We start from the raw sequence: 22,661 nt of genomic DNA, 5'->3' as shown, positions 1-22,661 counted from the left end.
CCGCCAATCCGCTATTGCCGCATCATGAACGCCAAGACACCGCATAAATCCCCGCCCGGTGATCGCATCGCCAAGGTCATCGCCCGCGCCGGCCTCGCCTCGCGCCGCGAAGCCGAACGCATGATCACCGAGGGCCGCGTCTCCGTGAACGGCACGGTGATCGACCGCGCCGCGCTCAACGTTACCCCCGCCGACAAGATCACCGTCAACGGCAAGCCGCTCGACGCGCCCGAACCGATCCGCCTTTGGCTCTATCACAAGCCCACAGGCCTCGTGACCACCACGCGCGACGAACAGGGCCGCCCGACAATCTATGACGACCTGCCCGAGGACATGCCACGCGTAATGAGCGTCGGCCGCCTTGATATCAGCTCCGAAGGCCTGCTCCTGCTGACCAACGATGGCGCCGTCAAACGCCGCCTCGAGCTACCTTCTACAGGTTGGCTGCGGCGCTATCGGGCGCGGGTCAACGGACGGCCCACCGAAGCCACGTTCGACCCGCTGCGCAAAGGCATCACCATCGACGGCGAAAAGTTCCAGCCGATGATTGTCAGCCTCGACCGGCAGCAAGGCGCCAATGCCTGGATTACAGTGGCGCTACGCGAAGGCAAGAACCGCGAAGTCCGCCGTGCGATGGAAGCTGTCGGCCTCACCGTCAACCGTCTGATCCGGGTGTCCTACGGGCCATTCCAACTGGGTCAACTCAAGCAAGGCGCCGTCGAGGAAATCCGCGGCCGGGTGCTTCGCGATCAGCTCGGGCTGGAAAACGAAAGCGAATCCAAAGGCAAACTCAAACCCAAAACCAACCGCACGCCGCAACGCACCCGCAAACGCTGACACCACCGCATCCACCGGGCCAGTCTCTCAAACGCCCGGCACAGTGCCACAATTCACCCATCAGGTTGCCGCCTCCCTCGAAGAATTGCGCCCTTACCCCTTCATCTTGCCCGAAATATCCCGGGGAGTATGAGGGGCTGGCCCCTCATTTCGTCCCTTCGCTCTGGCAATCACGTTCAAGCCATGAGCCGCCCACCCCAATCTTCCCCCTAGCGCGCCCGCCCCCCATCACCTAAGTTATTGACGGTGTTCACTGGGCTATGGGGCAAATGTCACAAACCGGATTGCAGAAACTGGCCTTTGTACTGCTGGTCATACTCATCCTCTATGTCTCCATCGCCGGGGGCGTATGATGACTAGACGCTATGGCGGAAAATTCAGCCCCGAGGGGAAAGACGACGCCGAGGAAGGGAGCTTTCGCGGTGCCCGACGGTCGCGCGTGGGCGGGCGGATAAACCTGCTTTTCCTCGCACCCCTGCCGCTTGTCTGGTCGGCCTTCGGCAATGGCCCCACGTCGATGGCGCTCAATCTCATCGCTCTCGGTTCACTGTTGCTGGCGGCATGGCTCACCCGCGACGGCCTGCTGGCGCAAGAGGCTTACGAGGCGCGCAAGGTTGCCCGCCGCCCCGCCATTCCGCGCAAACTGCTGGGTTCAGCCCTTACCGGCGCGGGGCTTTTCATTGCCGGCTTCGCCGCTGACCCGGGCTTGTTCGCCCCACTTATCTATGCCGTCACCGGCACCGTGCTGCATTTTTTAGCATTCGGTCCGGACCCGATGAAAAACAAGGGCATGGAAGGCATCGACGAGTTTCAGACCGACCGCGTCGCCCGCATGGTCGACAAGGCCGAAGAGCATCTCGCCGCGATGTCAGCCGCGATCAAACGTGCCGGAGACCGCGAGGCCGAGGCCCGCGTCGAACGCTTCCAACTCAAGGTGCGCGACCTTCTGCGCACGGTCGAGGAAGACCCGCGCGATCTGACCGCAGCGCGCAAATTCATGGGCGTCTACCTGCAAGGCGCGCGCGACGCGACGGTGAAGTTCGCCGATGTTTACGCACGCAACAGGGATCGCGGTGCGCGCTCGGACTACATGATGCTGCTCACCGATCTGGAAGAGAGCTTCAACGCCAAGACAAAAACTCTGCTGCTCGACAACCGCAGCGATCTCAACGTCGAAATTGAAGTGTTGCGCGACAGGCTCGCCCGCGAAGGCGTGCGCCTCAAGCCCTAACCAGTAAAAAGGAAGTCTCATGTCGACAACCATCCAAAAACAGGCTCAAGACGCGCTCGCGCTGGTCGAAGAGGTCAACGCCGTAATCCTGCCTGAACCCGCTGCCGCCGATGACGTGGTGCCGCTCGCCAAGGCCAACAAGACCGTGAGCAAGGAAATCACCGCCCGCATGGGCGAACTCGATATGTCCGACACCGGCTCAATCGTCAACTTCGGCTCCGCCGCTCAGGCCGAGTTGCAGGAAATCTCCCAAGCCATGCTCAACGACGTGCGCAACAAGGATGTCGGCCCGGCCGGTGATTCCCTGCGCGATATCGTCACCACCATTCGCGGCTTTTCGGTCTCCGAGCTCGATGTGCGCCGCAAGCGCACTTGGTGGGAGCGCCTCTTGGGCCGCGCCGCGCCCTTCGCCAAATTCACCGCAAAGTTTGAAACCGTGCAAGGACAGATCGACAAGGTCACCGACAATCTGCTCAGCCACGAACATAAACTTTTGAAAGACATCAAGTCGCTTGATCTGCTCTATGAAAAAACCCTGACATTCTATGACGAACTCGCCCTCTACATCGCCGCTGGCACCGAAAAACTGCGCCTGCTTGACGAGGTCGACATCCCCGCCAAGGAAGCCCAGGTGCAGGCCGCGCCTGAAGAAGAACAGGTGATGCAGGCGCAGGAGCTTCGCGACATACGCGCCGCGCGTGACGATCTCGAACGACGCGTACATGATCTCAAGCTGACGCGTCAGGTCACCATGCAGTCCCTGCCCTCGATCCGTCTGGTGCAGGAAAACGACAAGTCGCTGGTCACGAAAATCAACTCGACGCTGGTCAACACCGTCCCACTCTGGGAGACACAGTTGGCGCAGGCTGTAACGATCCAGCGCTCGGCCGAAGCCGCCGCCGCGGTGCGCGAAGCCAATGATCTGACCAACGAACTTCTGACCGCCAACGCCAAGAACCTGCGCGAAAGCAACAAGATGATACGCGAGGAGATGGAACGCGGCGTGTTTGACATCGAAGCTGTGAAACAGGCCAATGCCGATCTGGTCGCAACTATTGAAGAAAGCCTCCAGATCGCTGATGAAGGCAAGGTACGCCGCGCCGCTGCCGAAGTCGAACTCAAGAAGATGGAAGGCGAATTGCGTGACACTCTGGCCTCGGCAAAGGCGCGCAAAACCGGGCTCGGCGACACCGCCGGCACGGCAGTCCCCAAAGGAGCCTGAGCCCCCCTATGAAGGTTTGGAAAAATGCAGCGCGGCAGGCCATCGCCCTTTCGGGCCTGCTTCTGCTTGCCGCCTGCCTGGCTCCTGCGCCCACGCTCAAACCCCAGGCGCGCCCCGCCGGGTTGGCAAAACCCGCCACTAAACCGACGCCCGACTACACGCCTTCGACCGAAAGCAACGGTTTGCGCCGCTACTACGCCCGGGTTCAAAATGATCTTCTCGCGCAGGGCCTGATGCGCACCGATGGTGGTGGTCCCGATACCCAGTTTGACGCCGACGACCTCTTGCGCAATTTTCAGCAAATCGCCTTTGTCAACGAACACCCCCTCGACAGCGTCGGCCCATCAGATGGCTCGGTCAGCGATCTGCATCGCTGGCAGAAACCGGTGCGTATGAAAATCGAATTCGGCGCCTCTGTGCCACCTGATCAGCGCACCCAAGATACCAACTTCATCACGGGATACGCCGCGCGTCTTCACAACATCACGGGCCACCCGATCGGTATCACCAAATCGTCTTCTGCAAACTTCCATGTGCTGGTGATGAGCGCGGATGATCGTGACGAAATGCTGGCCCGCGTACGCCAGATCATGCCAAACGCCTCATCCGGCACAATGGCCGTTTTTCGCAATCTCAGCCGCCCCACCTATTGCCTTGTTGTGGCGCAACCCGGCGGCCCAACCGGCAATGAATACCAAACCGCCATCGCAATTATCCGCGCCGAACATCCCCCGCTACTGCGCCGCTCGTGCATTCACGAAGAACTGGCCCAGGGCCTCGGTCTGACCAATGACAGCCCCCGCGCGCGCCCCAGCATCTTCAACGACGACGAAGAATTTGCCTATCTCACCGTGCATGACGAAATGCTGCTGCGCTTGCTCTATGATCGCCGCCTGAAACCCGGCATGTCGCAGGAAGAGGCCCGCCCCATCGCCGCCCGCATCGCGCGCGAGATGGTCGGCGCAGGCAGCTAACCGGAATGCTTCTGCTGCCCTCAACCCACCACTCGCCTCCAAGCCATGCTACTGGCTATATTCATAGCAGCGAAAGACTTCTCCCCGCCCTTTGCACAAGCTAAGGTCAGGCAAATATTCGAAAGGAACTGATAATGGGCATTCTCGATTTTCTCACCGGCGAATTCATCGACGTCATTCATTGGACCGACGACACCCGCGACACCATGGTCTGGCGGTTTGAGCGCGAAGCGCATGAGATCAAATACGGTGCCAAACTGACGGTGCGCGAAGGGCAAGCGGCCGTGTTCGTGCACGAGGGCCAACTGGCAGATGTCTTCACCCCCGGTCTCTACATGCTCGAGACCAACAACATGCCGATCATGACCACGCTTCAACACTGGGACCACGGCTTCCAGTCACCTTTCAAATCCGAGATCTATTTCGTCAACACCACCCGCTTCAATGATCTCAAATGGGGCACCAAGAACCCGATCATCGCGCGCGATCCCGAATTCGGCCCGGTGCGTCTGCGCGCCTATGGTACCTATTCGATCAAGGTCTCCGACCCGGCCCGCTTCATGCTGGAAATCGTCGGCACCGACGGCGAATTCACCATGGACGAAATCAGCTTCCAGATCCGCAACATCCTCGTTCAGGAATTCTCGCGCACCATCGCACGCTCTGGCATCCCCGTGCTCGACATGGCCGCCAACACCCGCGAGCTGGGCAAGCTGGTGGCCAAGGATATCGCACCCACACTGGCCGAATACGGCATCGAGATGCCCGAACTTTATATCGAGAATATCTCGCTGCCCGAAGCGGTCGAAGCGGTGATGGACAAGCGCACCTCGATGGGCGTGATCGGCGACCTTTCCAATTACATGCAGTTCCAGGCCGCTGAATCGCTTGGCCGTGATGGTGCTGGTGCCGCCGCTATGCAAACCGGCATGGGCGCTGGCCTCGGCCTGCAAATGGCGCAGAATATCGGCCAACAAGCTGGCCCCTGGGGCACCCGGCCCGCGCAAACGTCTTCACAGCCCGCGCAATCCGCCGCTCCGGCTGCCATGGCCCCGCCGCCTCCCCCGCCGGTCGAACATGTCTGGCACATCGCCGAAGGTGGCGAAACCAAAGGGCCGTTCTCCAAGGCGTCGATGGGCCGCATGGCTGCCGATGGTACGCTCACCCGCACCACCCACGTGTGGACCCCCGGTCAGGACGGCTGGAAAACTGCCGCCGAGGTGGCTGAACTGGCCCAGCTTTTCACGATCCTGCCGCCCCCCCCTCCCGGCGCATAACCTTTCCATTTTCCAACAGGGGAGGGTCGAAATACCCCCTCCCCCCACCTCTTCATCTTGCCCTAAATATCCCCGCCGGAGGCATTGAATCTCTTGGTCCAGACCCCGCCACCAGCCCCTGCGCAAGCCGAACACCGGTTCCCCTGCCCACAATGCGGCGCTGACTATCGTTTTGCCGCCGGTGAGGGCAAGCTGATCTGCGATTTCTGCGGCTCTGAAGAACTGATCGAAGGCGATGGGTTCAACTTCCACCCGATCAAGGAGCTTGATTTCCGCGCCGCGCTCGCCGCCGAACTGCCCGAACAGGAGATCGAGGAAACCCGCGTCTCGCGCTGCCCCAACTGCGCCGCACTGGTTGAGTTCAACGCCGATACCCACGCCACCGAGTGCCCGTTTTGCGCCACCCCGGTGGTCATTGACACCGGTCTTCATCGCCATATCAAACCGCGCGGCGTGCTGCCCTTCGCGCTGCAAGAACGCAGCGCGCGCGACGCGATGACCGATTGGCTTGGCCGCCTCTGGTTCGCTCCGAACGGGCTCAAGGAATATGCCCGAAAGGGCCGCAAGATGCAGGGCATCTACGTGCCCTACTGGACCTTCGACGCCGATACCAAATCCAGCTACCGCGGCGAACACGGCACCATCTATTATGAAACCCGCACGGTGACGCGTAATGGCAAACAGGTGCAACAACGGGTGCAGAAAATCCGCTGGCGCCCGGCCTCGGGCCGGGTGGCACGCTGGTTCGACGATATCCTTGTTCTGGCGTCGCAGAGCCTGCCCAAGCGCTATACCGACGGGTTGGAGCCTTGGGATCTCACTGCGCTTGAGCCCTATCGCCCCGAATACCTCGCCGGATTTCGCGCCGAAGGCTACACGGTCGAACTCGAAGAAGGCTACTCCGAGGCCCGTGCCCACATGGCACGCCAGATCGAACGCGACGTGAAATTCGACATCGGCGGCGATCGTCAGCGGATTCACGATGTCGATACCGCCGTCTCCGATGTCACCTTCAAACATATCCTGCTGCCGGTCTGGCTCGCGGCCTACAAATACCGTGGCAAAACCTACCGCTTCGTGGTCAATGGTCGCACCGGTCGCGTGCAGGGCGAACGCCCGTGGTCGGCCTGGAAAATCACCTTTGCCGTAATCGCTGGCCTGATCATCGCGGGTGCCATCGGTTATCTTATCGCATTGAACGAGGGCGCATTATGAACGCTTACAACACGCTCACAACTCTCCTGACCGAGCGCTATTCCTGCCGCGCCTTTCGCCCCGACCCGGTGGCGCGCAAGACAGTCGAGCAGATCGTCACAGCCGCAGGCCGCGTGCCCTCGTGGTGTAACGCCCAACCCTGGCAGGCTATCGTCGCCGACAAAGCTGAGACCGACCGCTTTCGCGATGCCCTTTTCGCCCATGCCTCCGAGAACTCCATGAAGCACGATCTCGATGCGCCCAAACAATATGTCGGCGTCTACAAGGACAGACGCCGCGCCTGTGGCTGGCAACTCTACGAAGCCGTAGGCGTGGAAAAGGGCGACCGCGCCGGCTCTGCCGAGCAAATGAAAGAGAATTTTCGCCTGTTTGGCGCACCGCACGTGGCCATCATCACTTCCGAGGCAGATCTCGGTTCCTATGGTGTCCTCGATTGCGGCAGCTTCATCACCGGCTTCTGCCTCGCTGCACAGGCCCTCGGCATCGCCACTATTCCGCAAGCGGCCGTAGCCGGATATGGCCGTTTCGTGCACGACTTCTTCGACATTCCTGAAAACCGGTTGGTGTTGGCCGCGATTTCCTTCGGGTTCGCCGATGCCGACCACCCGGCCAACACGTTCCGAACGGCCCGCGCTCCCTTGGGCGAAATATTCGACTGGCGCGCCTGACACCGCGCCTGGCCCGCGCAATACGACCAGCTTTGGCCGCAACGCCCGACAGGAACGGTCTTCGAACGCGGCGGCCCGCGTCTGTTTGGTTCAACTTTTTGCAACCGCCTTCAGAATGTCTTTCTTCAGAAGGTAATGGCTCGCCAGCAGCCTGCCCTCATGGGTCAGCGCAAAGACCCCATAGGGCGTCGGCGACAGTCGTCGCAACTCCTCGGCACTGGTGATCACCCGGTCGCTGAACTTTAGCCCAAGCTCCTCCGCGGCGTCGCGCGCATGCGCCGCCGCATCCTCTAGGTAAGGGCACTGGGCCGAGCGCAACACCGCCAGCCCCGGCCCCATCTCCGCCGCCTTCTTCTCCCAACCACCGCTCAAACGCGGCGCTTTTCCGGGCGCGAACCGCTTCAACATCAGATCAAAGCCCGGCGCCGCCGCTTCCACGCTCTCATAACCCCTTAGTTCCAGAATACCCTTTCTGATCAGCCAATTACCAGAACTGGTCAGCGCCGCAACGCCCCGGTAGCCATTGTCGCGCGCCCAATCCTCGGCACTGTCCAGCAGGGCGCGGGCATGGCCTTGTCCCTTGCTTTTGCCGACCACCCAGAGGCAGTGGATCACCACCAGATCCTCGGCACCCTCAATGGCGCGCCAGGCATAGGCGCCTGGGATGAACTCTATAAAGCCGCGCTGTCCGCCTCCCAAAAGCCGAAGCTGCAAGCCCTCATCAAACCGCGCCAACAGCCAATCGCGCTTGTCGGCCCAAGCCTTGGTCTTGCGCGCGCTCATCTTGCAGAAAAAGCCGTGGTGTTCGAGCGTATCCGCCGTGACTCGGATCAATTCGGACAAGCCGTTTCTCCTTCTCGTTTCGCTCTGTCTTCGAACGCGTCGACACCCTGACCAAACACCGGGGGCGGCCCCTCCTCCGCCCCCGGGCCAACGCGGCGTCTCGTTTTGCGAGTATCAGCCGCGCTTGATCGTCACCCGTTTCGCCTCGGACGCTTCCGGCGCGCGTTTCGGCACGGTGATTTGCAACACCCCATCTTTCAGATCCGCCTCGATCTTGGCACCATCGGCGTCCTCGGGCAGACGGAACGAGCGCGAAAAAGCACCGTATTGGCGTTCGGAAAAGAACCAAGACTCGCCTTTTTCCTCGCGACTGTCGGTTTTCTCTCCTTTAACGCTGATCACGCCGGAGTTGACGGTGATGTCGATATCCTTCTCCTCGACCCCGGGCAATTCCATGGTGATGCGATAAACGTTTTCGTTCGCGCTGGCATCCGACGCTGGCGCCAACCAATCGGCTACCCGGCTACCAAACTGACGAAACGGCTCGTAGAGCGAGGGCCAAAGGCCTGCAGTATGTGATTTTTCAACCATAACAAGCACTCCTTTCGATGAATTTCGATGATTAATTCTAGCATTTTGGGCCCCGGATCACCTTGACCCAGAACAATTCACGGGGCTTCATCGCGTGGTAAAAAGGGAGTTTTTTCAATGCGTGCGCTTGTACAACGTATCAGCGAAGCCGCCGTCCGCGTCGAAGGCCAGGTGATCGGCGAATGCGGCCCGGGGCTTCTGATCCTTGTTTGCGCCATGCAGGGCGATACCCAGGAAGCCGCCGACAAGCTTTCGGCAAAGATTGCCAAGCTACGGATATTTCCCGACGCGACGGGTCGGATGAACCGGTCACTGCTCGATACCGGCGGTGCGGCACTGGTGGTCTCGCAATTCACACTCGCCGCAGACACCTCGCGCGGCAATCGCCCCGGCTTTTCCAGCGCCGCCGACCCGACCGATGGTGAACGACTCTACGAATATTTTGCGCAAAACCTGTCGAAACTCTGCATTCCCGTCCAAACCGGACGTTTCGGGGCCGACATGAAGGTAAGTCTCGTAAATGATGGACCGGTGACCATATGGCTCGATGTCTGATCATTTCTTCGGGTGATAAACCGCACAATCGCGTCACCAGAGGGGGCGCGCTCATCTCTGCGTTCTTCTTGATTTAACTACCCAAGTGCCGAGCACCCACGTTGGTAGACTATGCACACCGCCCCTGAGGGCGCGGGGCGGGCGGGTGTGCGCGACCTCAGGGCGGGCCTAAAGGCGTAACGCTCAGCTCTTTTTCACGAATTTCGTCAGGATCACGATACGCTGGCCCTCGACCCGTCCCTCGATATGTTCGCTATTGTCAGCCACCAGAGAGATGCCTCGCACCGCCGTTCCCCGCTTGGCGGTAAAGCCCGCACCCTTGACCGGCAAATCCTTGATCAACACCACGTTATCACCTTGGGCCAATAACGCGCCGTTGGAATCACGATGTTCCAGCGCGTCTGACAGCGCCTCGGCCCAATCTCGCTCCTCGTCGGTCAGGTATGCGATCTCCAACACCTCGTTGGCCCAGGGTGCGCGCAAGCCTTTCAGCATCCGATACGCCAACACCTTGGTGGCAGAATCCTCGCTCCAGATTGCCTCGTTCAGGCACTGCCAATGCGGGCCGTCTTCCAAGGTGCCATCGACACCCTCTCGGCAAATTGCACAAAGCAGCACAGTGTCGTCCTTTGGAGCCACAGCCACCAGTTCAGCGCCATCGGCACCACAGAATACACAAGTCATGGAATCTATCCTTAAAACGTTTTGAATGTGTGATGGATCACGGCTTAAACCCCAAACGCAGGAAACGAAACCGGCTTACAACCATTTCAAACCCTTTATGGTTCGCGAAACGCTTCGCGCGATTTATAGAGCGGCTTCAGAAGGTATTGCAGCACCGTTTTTGACCCGGTGTGCAGCTCGACCTCGGCCTGCATTCCGGGACGAATGGCAATCCGCTCCTGGCGCTCCGTCAACCGTTCCCGATCAACCCTCAGCGTCACCTTGTAATGCGCCGATGCCTCGGGGTCGCGCGCGCGATCATCCTTGAACGTGTCGGCAGAAATCACATCCACCACCCCCTTCAGAGAGCCATAGATCGTGTAATCATACGCCGACAGTTTGATCGTCGCCTCTTGCCCGCGCCGCACACCTGCAATGTTTTCGGGCTTCACCTGCGCCTCGACGAACAGTTCTTCATCCAGCGGAATGATCTGCAATATTTCCTCGCCGGGGCGCACCACACCGCCAATGGTCGTCACCGACAACCCGTTGACGATTCCGCGCATCGGACTTTTGAGAACCGTGCGGTTAAGCTGATCCTGCGACGCCTTCAAATTCTGCTTCAACGTCGCCAGTTCCTTGAGCGTATCGGAATAGTCCTGTGCACGATCAAGCTCGGTCTGGGTCACGATCTCATCAAACCGGATGCGTGCATCGGCATGTGCCTTGCGCGCCCGTGTCACCTCGATCTGCGCCACGATCTTGCGCTTCAGAAGTCCCTCCAGCATCGCCTTTTCCTTGGCCGCTTCGTCCAGCACCCGAGCGGCCCCCGCCTTGCGCGAATTGTAGTCACTCTGGCGCGCCGCCAAAAGGGCGCGTTCCGAGGCGACAATCTCGGGGCTGCGCGCAGCCAGTTGCGGCAACACGGAAAACTCCGACGCCCCGGCCAATTCCGCCTCAATCCGCGAGCGACGAATATCCAGCGCCACGATCTGATCGATCAAATCATCAACCGAGCTTTGAAACTGGGTTGCGCGCAGCCGGGCCAGCACATCGCCCTTCTCGACAACCTGCCCCTCTTTCACAGGCAATTCCGCAAGGATTCCGCCTTCAAGGTTCTGGATAATCTGCGGACGTGACGAAGAAATCATCTCGCCCTTCGCACGCACGATCTCATCGACCGAGGCAAACGCCGCCCATAGGATAAACACCCAAACCGTCGCCGCACAAAGCCAGATCGTCAGACTCGGCCCGCGCAGCCGCGCATTCAACTGCCCGGCAAGATTCGTGCTGCTGCCCGCGCTCATGACGCCACCGCCGCACCGCGCAAATGCGCCATCACCTGGTCACGCGGCCCATCAACCGCCAACCGCCCTTGTTGCAGGATCAACGTGCGATCCGTCAGCTGCAAAATCGGCACGCGATGGGTGGCAATCACCGCCGTGCGCCCCTCAAGCCAGCCCTTCAAGCGATCAACCAGCGTATTTTCAAGCGTCTGGTCCAGCGCCGCCGTCGGTTCGTCCAAAAGACAAACGCTCGGGTCTTGCAGCCACAACCGCGCCCAACCGATGCTCTGTCTCTGCCCGATGCTAAGCCCCTGCCCACCATCGCGAATTTCCAGATCCAGCCCCTTGTGATGCCCCTTCACAAACGGCCCCAACCCGGCAAAATCCAGCGCCTGCATCAGCCGATCATCATCTCGCTCCAAAAGTGTCAGGTTCAAATTCTCGCGCAATGTCCCGGTGAACAGCCGCACATCCTGCCCGAGATAGCCAATCCCGCGCCGCAAATCGCGCGGCTCGATCTGGCCCATATCGGTGCCATCCAGCAGAATACGCCCCTCACTCGGCGCATAAAGCCCGCTCAAGATCTTGAGCAAGGTCGATTTGCCAGACCCGTTTGATCCCAAGATGGCCAGCTTCTGTCCCGGTTGAATCGCCAATGCGCCAATCTCCAGCGTCGGCGCGCCGTCTTCCTCATATCGGAAACGAAAATCACGGATCTCATACTGCCCTTGCAAGGCTTCGCGGCGCAAATAAGTGCGCCCCTCCGCGCGGTCCTGCTCTGATCCGGCGATCCCTTCCAAACCGTCCAGCGCAGTTTTCACATTGCCCCAACGCGCCATCGTCCCCGCCAATTGCGTCAGCGGCCCCAGCGTGCGCCCGGTCAAAATCCCCACCGCGATGATCGACCCCACGGTAAACTCCCCGGCAAAGACCAGATACGCCCCCATGATCACCGCCGACACATAGGTCGCCTGCTGCACACCCTGGCTCCAGAATGTCAGCACCGAAGCCAGCATTCTCTGCTCGCTGGTCTTCTCCGCCGAAATCGCATTCAACTCGGCCCAGAGCCGACGCACGCGGTCCTCTGAGCGTTGCGATTTCACCGTATCCAACTCGAAAATCGTCTCATGCAACAGACGGCTCGCCTTGGCCCCCGCCCCTTGCGTCTCCTGCGTCAACGCGATCATCCGCTTTTGCAAGAAGAACCCCGGTATAACCATCAGGATTCCACCCAGCACCAAAACCCAGACAACATTGCCCGCAATGCTCGACACCAACAGCAGGAAGACAATGATAAACGGCAAGTCGGCCAGCGTCCCGATGGTCGATGCCGTGAAAAACTCGCGCACCGAACCAAACTCGCGCATCGCCGAGAAAAGTTGCGAAGGCTGGCGGCCCGCATGTTCGCTGCGCATGCCCAAAAGGCGGTTCATCAACAAGCCCTGCACGCCCATTTCGATCTGGCGCCCGGCCCCATCCATCAGTCGCGCCCGCGCGATCTTCAAAAACGCTTCCATCAACAGGGCCAATCCCGCGCCCGCGGCCAGAACCCACAGGGTCGCTTCGCTCTGATGCGGGATCACCCGGTCATAAACCTGCAAGGAAAACAGCGCCACGGCCACCGCCAGAAGGTTCGCCACAAACGACCCCAACGCGACCTCGCCAAAAGCCCGGCGAAACCGGCCAAACTCACCCCAGAACCAATGCGGCTCAACCTTTTTGGGCGCATGGGTCTTGCTGAGCTTTTTCAACGGTGCCTCGGCCCGCACGACCATACCGGTGAAATAAGGTTCGAAATCGCCAAGCGGCACATGCGCACGATTGTCGGTGCAGGTGGTGTCATAGAGCACCAGGTCACCACCATCGACCCCCAGCACCAGAATGAACTGCCCGCTGGTCATTTGCGCCAGCGCGGGCCACGTTCCCGTGCCCGCATGGCTAATCATTTCCACTTCCGAAATCAGCCCGGCCGATTGCAGCCCCTCGGCCAGCGCCTCTGGCTGCACACCATCGCCCGCATCAAGCCGCTTCAAGATCACGTCGAGAATATCGCGCGAAACCGCCTGCACGCCCAAAAGCCCGGCATAGGTCGCGGCCAATTCGGCGCGATGCCTGGCGCGCGCGTCCTGTGCAGGGCTTGGCTCGGGCGCTCCGGGCGCACGATCGGTGTTTGACACCGCCGTCAACCGCGCCTTGCCGACACTCGCAATCGTCAGTGCAGCGGGCTTCTCACTCAAATGTCGCTCCCGTCCGCCAGAAGCCCCAATTCGCGGGCCATCTCAAGCCGGGTTTCGGCCATCTCGTATTTCAGATCTATACGCGCCTGTTCCTGACTGACCCAAGTCTCATAGACCCCGACAACATCCATGACTTGGCGTTGCCCGGCATCATACTGTTGCTGGAATATGTCGAGATTTCTCTTCGCCTGCGCGGCCAAACCGCCTGCCTCACCAACCTGGCGCGACAACGCGGCCAGCCGCGCTTCCTGCTTGGCCAGTTTGCGATTGGCGTCCTCATCGGCCTGCGCCACACGTCGGCCTGCGGCCTCTGTCGCGGCCTTGATCGCCTGAAGATTCGCCTTGGTGCCAAGCCCCAACCCGTTCTCGGGTGCCAGATCGACGGCACCGCTTGTGCCGGTTTTCGTCACCGTCGCGCTGGCTGTCAAACCTGGCAAGAACCCTGCCCGGTCGATCTTGGCCCCGGCCACGGCGCGGCCTTTCTCGGCCTCGGCCAGCAAAACACTCAAGGCGCGCGCATCATGGCGGCTCACCCGCACATCCGATAGGCCCTGAACCCCGCCCAGCTTCTTCACCGACATCGCGTTCAACTCGGCCACGGCCCCCTTGGCCGCTTCCGTCTGCCCGCTATATTCGGCCTGCATCTTGGCCAGCTTGTGTCGGATCACGCTCAGGTCGCTGAGGTCAGAAACCCCGCCTTTGACCCGCTCGTTCATGATATATTCAAATCGGCCCATATCCTTCAACGCAGCCTGCGCCAGCGCGGCCTTCTCCTGTGCCTGCTGACCACGCAGATAGAGCCCAAGCGCGGTGCGCACCCGGTCATTCGTATCAATCGCAAGATTCACGGCGGCGACTTCTACATCTGCACGGGCGAACTCACGTTCGGCCTTTTTCTTGCCGTTGTCGAAAATCACCGCATCAATCACCAGACTGGCCAGAACCTCGCCCAGACTCGAAAGCGAAATGCTCGGGCCCAGCGTCGGCAGCCAATTCTTGCTCTGCGCCTCGGCGCGCAGCCGTGCGACGCGAAGCTCACTTTCCGCAGACCGCGAATTCGCCGCCAGAACCGGCCCGGACACCCGATCAAATGCACCATCATCAGGCAGCACACTGTGTCGGTTTTGAAGGTCCGAGAGAATAGCGCTTTCAGCCGCTTCCTTGCTTTGTTGCGCCGCCGGTTTGCTGTCCAGAAAGCCGCCACGCATCCGGCTGACAATGTCACCGTCAGCACCCGGAGCCCCCAACCCCATACAGCCGCCCAGACCGAACACCAACCCCAAGGACGTAAATGTCCTGACCATTTTACTCTGCCCCATACCACTGCCCCACTTACTGGTGCTTATCTTATTGTTATTTTTTATTGCCTTCGGGCAGGTGCGTGGACATGCCCCCGCCCGGAAGATTGTTCTTAGATTACGACGTTGATGTCGTCATCAATGATCAATGTGCCGGTGTCGCCCAGCGTATAGACGTCATGCATTTGACCGTTCACATCAACCGTTTCATCGGTTTTGATTGCCCCGGCAATCGTTACCGTATCATCCGATCCGCCCGTCACTGTCACCGTGTCCGAGTTATCCGACAATGCAACAAGTTGCGCTTCCGTAATGGTCAATTGACTGTCTTCGGCAAATTGCAGATCTATCGCTTCGATCTGTAGCGCGCCGAGGTTCGGGTTCGCCATGTTCACCATGCTGGTCGAGAACTCATCAAGCACCAGATAAGTCGAGCTTAGATTGCCCGCCGCATCGTTTGACGACACCACAAGATGCGATCCATCCGGTATCGTCGGAGCAAACCCAAAGGTGGTCTCGCCCAACACCGGTATATCCACTCCCGTGGCTTGCAAGTCGGTGATCGACCCGTCTCCATTCACCTGGCTGATGCTTACGCTATCGTCCGTAGTGTCGATGGAAATGGCGCGAATGCCGGTATGATCACGGGTGTACGATGCCACATCCGGTCCATCCGGCACAACCGTGTCCACCGCAATGTCACGCGTGATGCTGTCGGTGTTGCCCGCCGCATCAGTCGCATGGATTGTCGCCGTGGCGGTATATTCACCGCTCGCGATGGCGCTGGCCGGAATGTTGGCGCTCCAGTTTCCAGCCCCATCAACCACCGCGGCAACGCTTGACCCACCGAAATCAACCATCACGGCCGATCCCGGCTCGACTTGTCCGGTCAGGACAAAACCGTCCTGCGCTTCGCTTGCGTTGACGACGTTGTCGCCCTCGACTGCCGATGCGCTGTTGCTCAGCGCATTAACCAGCGTATCAACGCGCACCGTCTGGCTGATGCTGTCAGGGTTGCCCGCCGCATCGATGACATCGACGCGAACCTCGGTGTCGTATTCACCCAGCGGTATGCTTGATGCCGCGAAATTGGCGCTCCAGTTGCCGTTCGCATCCACGCTCGCCGTCTGGGTCACCCCGCCCATGGTCACCTGAACGGTTGAACCCGGCTCGACCGTGCCATTGACTGGCACACCATCGGCGCGTTCGACAGCGTTGATGACATCATCACCCTCGATCGGTGCGGTGCTGAAGCCAAGATTTTCCACCACCGTATCGACATTCACATTGCCGCTCACAACGCTGGTATTGCCCGCCGCATCGGTCGCCGTCGCGGTGATCGGCAGCGCATGATTGCCCTGCGGTATATCTGCCGCGGCAAAATTCGCAGTCCAATTCCCGGCGCTGTCGACGACTGCCGCGTGGCTGACATTGCCCATTTGCACCATCACCGACGATCCCGGCTCGACTGTGCCACTCAGCGTCGCGCCCCCAACCGACTCGGCCGCATTGATCACGCCATCAGCCCCACCGGGTGTACCGGTCAGGTTGAAATTGCGCACAAGCGTATCAATCTCGACATTGCCGCTAGTGGTCGCCACGTTGCCCGCCGCATCGACAGAGCTGACATTGACTGCCGCGTTGGACTCACCCTCGGGGATTTCCCCAGCGGCAAAATCGACGCTCCAGTTGCCTGACGCATCCACCGTCGCCGCGTGGCTGACACCGTTCATCTCGACCGTCACTGACGAACCCGGCTGGGTCGTACCAGTCAGCGTCACACCATCGGCGCGCTCAACCGCGTTGACGATGCCGTCCGTTTCGATCCCGGTCTGATTGAACGTCACCTGGTTGATCGTATCAATCTCCAGCGTGCTCGTCGTAGTCTCGCTGTTGCCCATGGCATCCGTTGCAACGGCTGTTACGGTCGCATTCTGCTCACCGGTCGGAATTTCCGAACTGGCAAAGTCCACGCTCCAGGTGCCGTCTGCCCCTGCGGTCGTCGTATGCGACGCGCCATTCATCGTCACCACAACAGACGAGCCGACCTGGGCAGTCCCTGTCAGGGTTACGCCCGCAGCCTGCTCGGCACCATTGATCAGATCATCACCACCCGCCTGACCGCTGTCGATGGTCACATCCGTGATTGTGTCGATCACAACATTGCCGCTGGTGGTCGCCACATTGCCCGCCGCATCGACAGAGCTGACATTGACCGTCGCGTTGGTCTCACCCTCGGGGATTTCCCCGGCGGCAAGATCGACGCTCCAATTGCCCGACGCATCCACCGTCGCCGTGTGGCTGACACCGTTCATCTCAACCGTTACGGACGAACCCGGTTGGGTCGTGCCAGTCAGCGTCACACCATCGGCGCGCTCAGCGGCATTGACCATTCCGTCGCCTCCAACTGCCGAAGCGTCAAAGGTCACCTCGTTGATCGTATCAATCGCCAGCGTGCTCGTCGTGGTCTCGCTGTTGCCGTAAATGTCGGTCGCCACGGCTGTCACGGTCACGTCCTGCTCACCGGTCGGAATTTCCGAACTGGCAAAATCCACACTCCAGGTGCCGTCCGCCCCTGCCGTCGCCGTATGCGACGCGCCATTCATCGTCACCACTACGGACGAGCCTGCCTCGGCAGTCCCCGTCAGGGTCACACCCGCAGCTTGCTCGGCTGCGTTGATCAGATCATCACCACCCGCCTGACCGCTGTCGATGCTCACGCTCGCAAGCGTATCAATCAACACCATATCGGTGACCGTGGTCGAATTGCCGAAACTGTCGGTCGACACCACAGTCACTTCGGTTTCATACTCACCGCCCGGCAGTTCGCTGGGCGAAAACACAACGCCCCAATTGCCGTCTTCATCCACCGTGGTAACGTGGATCGTCCCATCAACCGTCACCTCGATCGACGCACCGGCCTCGCCCGTCCCGGCGATTTCAACACCGTCCTCGTGGTCGACCGCATTGGTCATGTCATCAACCGACTTGGTGCCGTCCACAAAGGTGACCTCCGGCCCGGTCAGGTCGATCACAACACTCGGACCCTCCAGCGAAGTAATGGTGTCATCATCTTCGGTCACGACCACGACCACATCATAGGTGCCGTCTTCGGGGAAATCTTCACCTTCAAAGATCACTTCCCAGACGCCATCCTCATTTGACGCGGTTGCGATTTCCTCATCTCCGATAGTGACAACCACCTCCGAGCCAGGTTCCGCAGTGCCAGAAATCAAGATCGTCTGATCTTCTTCGGACACATCATCGCCGCCAATGGTCAACGTGTTTTCTTGATCCACGGTCGGCGGAATGCGCGTTCCAGCGCCACCAGCACCAGCACCACCGCCGCCGCCAACGCCGCCAATCACGCCGGCACCAACCACTGCCGCCCCAGCGCCCAACAAACCTGCGCCGCCGCCCAAACCGCCAAGCAGCCCGGCACCCAGCATCGACACCTCGTCGTCACCCGCAGCCGCCACATGCGCCACATCGGTGCCTTCAAGGAAAATCAGCTGATCCGACGGGCTCCATTTGCCCCACTGTTCGGTCACGCCATAGGTCGCATAAACCGCACCATCCGCGCCCTCGACCAGATCAACCTCGTTGATGTAGCCATCTGCCGAAATAAACAACCGTGCGTTTTCGCCCGCACCGCCGAAGAAATCCTCCAGCATGACCACGCGACCATCGCTCAGCGTGATCTGAAGATTGCTCCCCAACCGCTGATAGCCCTGAACATCGCTTTGCCTGAGATTGAGAGAAACTTCCTGACCGGCGCCAGCCGCAATGGGGGTCACCGACCCATCTGCCAAAATTTCACTACGATTGACCACGCCCGCACCATCGCGAACGACATACCCGATCGGTTTCATTACACCACCTATGCCTCAATGCGCGGTGTCGTTTAATCGCACCGCTTTTCTGATGTTAACTAGATACAGAAAACCGATTCGCCCGACTAGTGCCTTTTTTCGCAATGCCTTCAAAATGATGTATTTTTTCCAATATTTAGTGGTGGTTATGCAACGTTGCCGCAGATTTGCAGGGGTTTTTCGCAGTTTACGTAATGCGTTTGATGGATCAACTTTCGGCAAAAAGGCCATTATAAAACCACTTTTATGGGAGAGTGAAAAATGCGGTTTTCAACCATGACTACAGCAGTGGATGCCCATGCCGAAGGTGAACCGGGCCGGGTCATCACCGCCGGTCTGCCGCATATTCCCGGCGCCTCGGTCTACGAAAAGATGCGCTGGCTGCAAGCCAATCGCGACGATATCCGCCTCTCGATGCTGCGCGAGCCGCGTGGATACCCCGCACTTTGCTGCAATGCTCTGGTGCCGCCCTGCGATCCGGCGGCCGACGCCGGGTTCATCATCATGGAGCAGACCGAATACCCCCCGATGTCGGGCTCCAACACGATCTGCACCGCCACCGTGCTTCTGGAAACCGGCCTGCTGCCGATGGTCGAACCGGTCACCGAATTCGTGCTGGAAAGCCCTGCCGGTCTGGTCTCAATCCGCGCCGATTGCGCCGATGGCAAGGTCACCCGTGTGACCTTTCGCAACGTGCCCGGCTTTGCACTGCATCTCGCGGCGCCCCTCTAAGTGCCGGGCTTGGGCACGGCGCGCGTCGATATCGCCTGGGGCGGGATGTTCTATGTCATCGCCGAGGCGGCCCAGTTCGGCCTTGAAATCGCCCCTGACACCGGCGCCGACATGGTGCGAATCAGCGAAGCCTTGCGCCACGCCGCCTCCGAGCAACTGCACGTCTCACACCCCGACAATCCCGGCCTCACCGGACCTACCATCTCACAGCTCACTGGCCCCGCCGGCCTGCCTCATGCTCACGGCAAATCCGCTGTCACCGTATCGTCCGGCGCGTTCAACCCCGCCAAACCCCATGCTCTCACCGGCGTGCTCGACCGCTCTCCCTGCGGCACCGGAACCTGCGCCAAGATGGCCGTGTTGCACGCCCGCGGACAGCTTGGCATCGGCGTGGATTACATCAACGAAGGCCCGCTCGGCACGACCTTCACCGGCCGCATCGTCGAGACCACGCGCATCGGCCCTTATGACGCCATCATCCCCACGCTCTCGGGGCAGGCCTGGATCACCGGTTTCGCCAACTACGTGATCGACCCCTCCGATCCGATGGGCGGCGGCTTTACCATGTCCGATATCTGGGCCTGATCCCGCCGTTACGCCAGAAACACCTCGCCCCGCATCGTCTCGGGCACAGGCACACCCAACCGGCTCAAGATCGTCGGTGCCAGTTGCAACTGGTTGATCTCGCTGTCGTGCTCCGGCCCGCGCCCCTCGCCAAAATAATACAGCGCAGTGAGCTGTTGCAGATCGCTCTTCCCGCCATGATGGCCGCGCTCATCCTGACCATGATCGGCAGTCACAATCACCTCATAACCCGCCGCCCGCCATTGCGGAATAAATGGCGCCAGCATCTCGTCCATCACGAAACAGGCGTGATCCATCTCCTGGCTCTCATGGAAAAACCGATGCCCCATGCTGTCCAGCGTACAGGTGTGCAGCATCCCGTAATTCAGCCCCTTGTTCAGGCACAGATTGGTCAGCGTGGCGAACAGATCAACATCCGACGGCGTCATCTGGTTGGCATGGCCATACCCCGTCATCGTGTGAAACCGCCCATGGTTGATGGTGTCGCTCTCCGGTTCGTCATATTCCACGTCGCGCACGTAATCGAACGGATGGCGATTGAAGAACTGGCTCCAGAACGAATGCGCCACCGCCCCGGTGATACCGCCCGCGCGGCGCACCTCGCTGAAGATATCGGGCTGCGACAGGCGAAACACATTGCCATTGCCGGTACAGCCATGCACCTGCGGGTTGACCCCGGTGTGAATCGACGCATAACACGACGCCGAAATCGACGGCAGCACCGCGCGATGCACAAATCGCTGCGCCTCGCCGCTTTCCACCCAGCCTTCAAGATTGCCAAACAGCCGGGTGAAATTGCGCAAAGGCACCCCGTCCAGAATAATCAAAAGCAGCTTACCATCCATTCCGATCACCACTCCCTCACACCCTAGCCGTTATCGCGCCAACGGTTCACAATCGGATAGCGCCGATCAAGCCAAAACGCGCCCTTGGTCAGCCGCGTTCCCGGTGCTGACTGAAAGCGTTTGTATTCACTGATAAACAGCAGATGCTCGACCCGCTTGACGACCTCGCGCTCATACCCCGCCGCCACACAATCCGCGACGCTGGCATCGCGGTCCACCAACAGTTCCAGAATCCCATCCAACACCTCATAAGGTGGCAGAGAATCCTCATCCTTCTGATCTTCGCGCAACTCCGCACTGGGCGGCTTGTCGATCACCCGCGGCGGAATAACCTCACCTTCCGGCCCCATCATCCAATCCGGGCGATGATTGGCATTGCGCCACCGGCAAGTCTCGAACACGCGGGTCTTGTAGAGATCCTTGATCGGGTTATAGCCCCCCGCCATATCGCCATAGATCGTGGCATAGCCCACCGCGACCTCGCTCTTGTTGCCCGTGGTCAACAGCATCTCACCAAACTTGTTGCTCATCGCCATCAACAGCAGCCCACGCAACCGCGACTGGATATTTTCCTCGGTCACATCCGGCTCTGTCCCCTCAAAGAGCGGTGCCAATGTTTCGGTAATCGCCGCGCGCCCCTGCGCAATCGGCACAAAATCATAACGACACCCCAACGCCTCGGCGATCGCCTTGGCATCATCCAGCGACCCTTCCGAAGTATATTCCGATGGCAACATCACACAGCGCACATTTTCCGGGCCCAGCGCATCCGCCGCAATTACAGCCACAATCGCCGAATCGATTCCCCCCGACAGACCCAGCAGAACCTTCTTGAACCCGGTCTTGCGCATGTAATCACGCAAGGATTCGACCATAGCGCGGTAATCCTGCTCCCATTCATCCGGCATATGCGCCATTTGCCCCGGCTCGGCATGCCAACCAGCCTCGTCACGCAGAAAATCCACATGCGCGATGCACTCATCAAACACCGGCAGTTGCACCACCAACTCGCCATGCGGGTTCAAAACAAAGGTGCCACCGTCAAACACCTGATCATCCTGACCGCCGACCATATTGAGATAGATCAGCGGCAATCCCGTCTCGATCACCCGCGCCACCATCATGTTGGCGCGCGTATCAAACTTGTTGCGATAATAGGGCGAGCCATTGGGAACCAACAGAATCTCTGCCCCCGTCTCGGCCAGCGTCTCGGCCACATCTTCGTGCCAGGCATCCTCGCAGATTGGCGTTCCGATGCGCACATCGCCCACCGAATAAGGCCCGCCCAGCATCCCGCTGGCAAATATCCGCTCCTCGTCAAACACCGTCTCATTGGGCAGATGGTGCTTCAAAACGCTGGCGGAAATCTCACCACCTTTGCAGATATAATAGGCATTGTGCAGCAACGCCCCGTTCAGCGCCGGCCCGCCAATCCCCAACGCCGGACCATCGGCGCAATCCTTGGCCAATGCCTCTGCCGCCGCAATCGCCGCCTGATGAAACACCGGTTTCATCACCAGATCCTGGGTATTGTAACCGGTGATGAACATCTCGGGCAGCGCCACCATATCGGCCCCCGCCGCGCGCGCCTCTTCCCAGGCCTTGCGCGCCAATGCGGCATTGCCCTCAATATCGCCCACCGTGGGGTTAAGCTGCGCCAATGTCAGCCGAAATCTGTCACCCATTAATCGCGTTCCTCTTCGCAGCCACGCTCAGATTTAGCAGATAGGCAGGCAAGGGAAAGCCGATTTGGCCATAATCCCGTTGCCTGCCCGCGCCCCCTGCCCTAG

17 protein-coding genes and 1 pseudogene are annotated in these 22,661 nt (G+C 60.1%); 9 read left to right on the top strand and 9 right to left on the bottom strand.

The annotated features are described in order from the left end of the window. The first annotated feature begins 24 nt into the window (after positions 1–24). The 7 genes from LZG00_03215 (at position 25) to LZG00_03185 (ending at position 7,424) form a co-directional block, all read left to right on the top strand. Positions 25–837, top strand: a complete 813-nt coding sequence (locus LZG00_03215) for an rRNA pseudouridine synthase (protein ID MCF3593003.1) — start codon at positions 25–27, stop codon at positions 835–837. A 352-nt stretch (positions 838–1,189) separates the two neighbouring features. Next, on the top strand, positions 1,190–2,068 hold the full coding sequence (locus LZG00_03210) for a 5-bromo-4-chloroindolyl phosphate hydrolysis family protein (protein MCF3593002.1): 879 nt from the start codon (positions 1,190–1,192) through the stop codon (positions 2,066–2,068). A gap of 19 nt (positions 2,069–2,087) precedes the next feature. Next, positions 2,088–3,290 (top strand): toxic anion resistance protein, encoded by a 1,203-nt coding sequence (locus LZG00_03205; GenBank protein ID MCF3593001.1) that lies wholly within the window; start codon positions 2,088–2,090, stop codon positions 3,288–3,290. Positions 3,291–3,298: 8 nt separating this feature from the next. Next, positions 3,299–4,264 carry a DUF2927 domain-containing protein gene (locus tag LZG00_03200; GenBank protein ID MCF3593000.1) on the top strand — a complete coding sequence of 322 codons (966 nt, stop codon included), beginning with the start codon at positions 3,299–3,301 and terminating at the stop codon, positions 4,262–4,264. Positions 4,265–4,398: 134 nt separating this feature from the next. Then, positions 4,399–5,541 carry an SPFH domain-containing protein gene (locus LZG00_03195; GenBank protein ID MCF3592999.1) on the top strand — a complete coding sequence of 381 codons (1,143 nt, stop codon included), beginning with the start codon at positions 4,399–4,401 and terminating at the stop codon, positions 5,539–5,541. 84 nt (positions 5,542–5,625) lie between these two features. Beyond that, positions 5,626–6,756, top strand: coding sequence for a TFIIB-type zinc finger domain-containing protein (locus LZG00_03190; protein ID MCF3592998.1), 1,131 nt, complete (start codon positions 5,626–5,628; stop codon positions 6,754–6,756). After that, positions 6,753–7,424, top strand: a complete 672-nt coding sequence (locus LZG00_03185; GenBank protein ID MCF3592997.1) for a nitroreductase — start codon at positions 6,753–6,755, stop codon at positions 7,422–7,424. The genes LZG00_03190 and LZG00_03185 overlap by 4 nt, the downstream gene beginning before the upstream one ends. A gap of 90 nt (positions 7,425–7,514) precedes the next feature. On the opposite strand, the gene LZG00_03180 is transcribed toward LZG00_03185, so the two are convergent. After that, complete coding sequence (locus LZG00_03180; GenBank protein MCF3592996.1) at positions 7,515–8,267, bottom strand: GNAT family N-acetyltransferase; 753 nt, start codon at positions 8,265–8,267, stop codon at positions 7,515–7,517. 114 nt (positions 8,268–8,381) lie between these two features. Continuing rightward, positions 8,382–8,798 carry an Hsp20/alpha crystallin family protein gene (locus LZG00_03175; protein ID MCF3592995.1) on the bottom strand — a complete coding sequence of 139 codons (417 nt, stop codon included), beginning with the start codon at positions 8,796–8,798 and terminating at the stop codon, positions 8,382–8,384. Positions 8,799–8,915: 117 nt separating this feature from the next. Between LZG00_03175 and dtd the strand changes: the two genes are divergently transcribed. Then, complete coding sequence (gene dtd, locus LZG00_03170; protein ID MCF3592994.1) at positions 8,916–9,353, top strand: D-aminoacyl-tRNA deacylase; 438 nt, start codon at positions 8,916–8,918, stop codon at positions 9,351–9,353. 183 nt (positions 9,354–9,536) lie between these two features. Here the strand turns inward: dtd and LZG00_03165 are convergent, their stop codons facing one another. The 5 genes from LZG00_03165 to LZG00_03145 all read right to left on the bottom strand — a co-directional run bounded on the left by LZG00_03165 (position 9,537) and on the right by LZG00_03145 (position 18,709). After that, on the bottom strand, positions 9,537–10,037 hold the full coding sequence (locus LZG00_03165; GenBank protein ID MCF3592993.1) for an alkylphosphonate utilization protein: 501 nt from the start codon (positions 10,035–10,037) through the stop codon (positions 9,537–9,539). Between the two features lie 95 nt (positions 10,038–10,132). Further along, positions 10,133–11,323, bottom strand: a complete 1,191-nt coding sequence (locus tag LZG00_03160) for an HlyD family efflux transporter periplasmic adaptor subunit (protein ID MCF3592992.1) — start codon at positions 11,321–11,323, stop codon at positions 10,133–10,135. After that, on the bottom strand, positions 11,320–13,539 hold the full coding sequence (locus tag LZG00_03155) for an ATP-binding cassette domain-containing protein (GenBank protein ID MCF3592991.1): 2,220 nt from the start codon (positions 13,537–13,539) through the stop codon (positions 11,320–11,322). Before LZG00_03155 ends, LZG00_03160 begins: the two co-directional genes overlap by 4 nt. Continuing rightward, complete coding sequence (locus LZG00_03150; GenBank protein MCF3592990.1) at positions 13,536–14,858, bottom strand: TolC family protein; 1,323 nt, start codon at positions 14,856–14,858, stop codon at positions 13,536–13,538. The genes LZG00_03155 and LZG00_03150 overlap by 4 nt, the downstream gene beginning before the upstream one ends. Positions 14,859–14,950: 92 nt before the next feature. Then, positions 14,951–18,709: an Ig-like domain-containing protein gene (locus LZG00_03145; protein ID MCF3592989.1), complete on the bottom strand. Its 3,759-nt coding sequence runs from the start codon at positions 18,707–18,709 to the stop codon at positions 14,951–14,953. A 276-nt stretch (positions 18,710–18,985) separates the two neighbouring features. Between LZG00_03145 and LZG00_03140 the strand changes: the two are divergent. Continuing rightward, positions 18,986–20,026, top strand: a pseudogene (locus LZG00_03140) (proline racemase family protein). 8 nt (positions 20,027–20,034) lie between these two features. Here the strand turns inward: LZG00_03140 and LZG00_03135 are convergent. Then, positions 20,035–20,871: an alkaline phosphatase family protein gene (locus LZG00_03135; protein ID MCF3592988.1), complete on the bottom strand. Its 837-nt coding sequence runs from the start codon at positions 20,869–20,871 to the stop codon at positions 20,035–20,037. 23 nt (positions 20,872–20,894) lie between these two features. Next, positions 20,895–22,556, bottom strand: a complete 1,662-nt coding sequence (locus LZG00_03130) for an NAD+ synthase (protein MCF3592987.1) — start codon at positions 22,554–22,556, stop codon at positions 20,895–20,897. Between the last annotated feature and the right edge of the window lie 105 nt (positions 22,557–22,661).

The sequence above is a fragment of the Rhodobacteraceae bacterium LMO-JJ12 genome, from assembly GCA_021555075.1.
In the GTDB taxonomy this organism is placed as follows: Bacteria; Pseudomonadota; Alphaproteobacteria; order Rhodobacterales; family Rhodobacteraceae; genus JAKGBX01.
This window is presented reverse-complemented; position numbering and strand designations above follow the sequence as displayed.

What these genes read in the sequence shown, in the direction of transcription:
- dtd (MCF3592994.1), top strand. Translation starts at nt 8,916, where the DNA reads ATGCGTGCGCTTGTACAACGTATCAGCGAAGCCGCCGTCCGCGTCGAA.
- LZG00_03185 (MCF3592997.1), top strand. Translation starts at nt 6,753, where the DNA reads ATGAACGCTTACAACACGCTCACAACTCTCCTGACCGAGCGCTATTCC.
- LZG00_03175 (MCF3592995.1), bottom strand. Translation starts at nt 8,798, where the DNA reads ATGGTTGAAAAATCACATACTGCAGGCCTTTGGCCCTCGCTCTACGAG.
- LZG00_03205 (MCF3593001.1), top strand. Translation starts at nt 2,088, where the DNA reads ATGTCGACAACCATCCAAAAACAGGCTCAAGACGCGCTCGCGCTGGTC.
- LZG00_03160 (MCF3592992.1), bottom strand. Translation starts at nt 11,323, where the DNA reads ATGAGCGCGGGCAGCAGCACGAATCTTGCCGGGCAGTTGAATGCGCGG.
- LZG00_03145 (MCF3592989.1), bottom strand. Translation starts at nt 18,709, where the DNA reads ATGAAACCGATCGGGTATGTCGTTCGCGATGGTGCGGGCGTGGTCAAT.
- LZG00_03130 (MCF3592987.1), bottom strand. Translation starts at nt 22,556, where the DNA reads ATGGGTGACAGATTTCGGCTGACATTGGCGCAGCTTAACCCCACGGTG.
- LZG00_03150 (MCF3592990.1), bottom strand. Translation starts at nt 14,858, where the DNA reads ATGGGGCAGAGTAAAATGGTCAGGACATTTACGTCCTTGGGGTTGGTG.
- LZG00_03135 (MCF3592988.1), bottom strand. Translation starts at nt 20,871, where the DNA reads ATGGATGGTAAGCTGCTTTTGATTATTCTGGACGGGGTGCCTTTGCGC.
- LZG00_03195 (MCF3592999.1), top strand. Translation starts at nt 4,399, where the DNA reads ATGGGCATTCTCGATTTTCTCACCGGCGAATTCATCGACGTCATTCAT.
- LZG00_03200 (MCF3593000.1), top strand. Translation starts at nt 3,299, where the DNA reads ATGAAGGTTTGGAAAAATGCAGCGCGGCAGGCCATCGCCCTTTCGGGC.
- LZG00_03210 (MCF3593002.1), top strand. Translation starts at nt 1,190, where the DNA reads ATGACTAGACGCTATGGCGGAAAATTCAGCCCCGAGGGGAAAGACGAC.
- LZG00_03165 (MCF3592993.1), bottom strand. Translation starts at nt 10,037, where the DNA reads ATGACTTGTGTATTCTGTGGTGCCGATGGCGCTGAACTGGTGGCTGTG.
- LZG00_03215 (MCF3593003.1), top strand. Translation starts at nt 25, where the DNA reads ATGAACGCCAAGACACCGCATAAATCCCCGCCCGGTGATCGCATCGCC.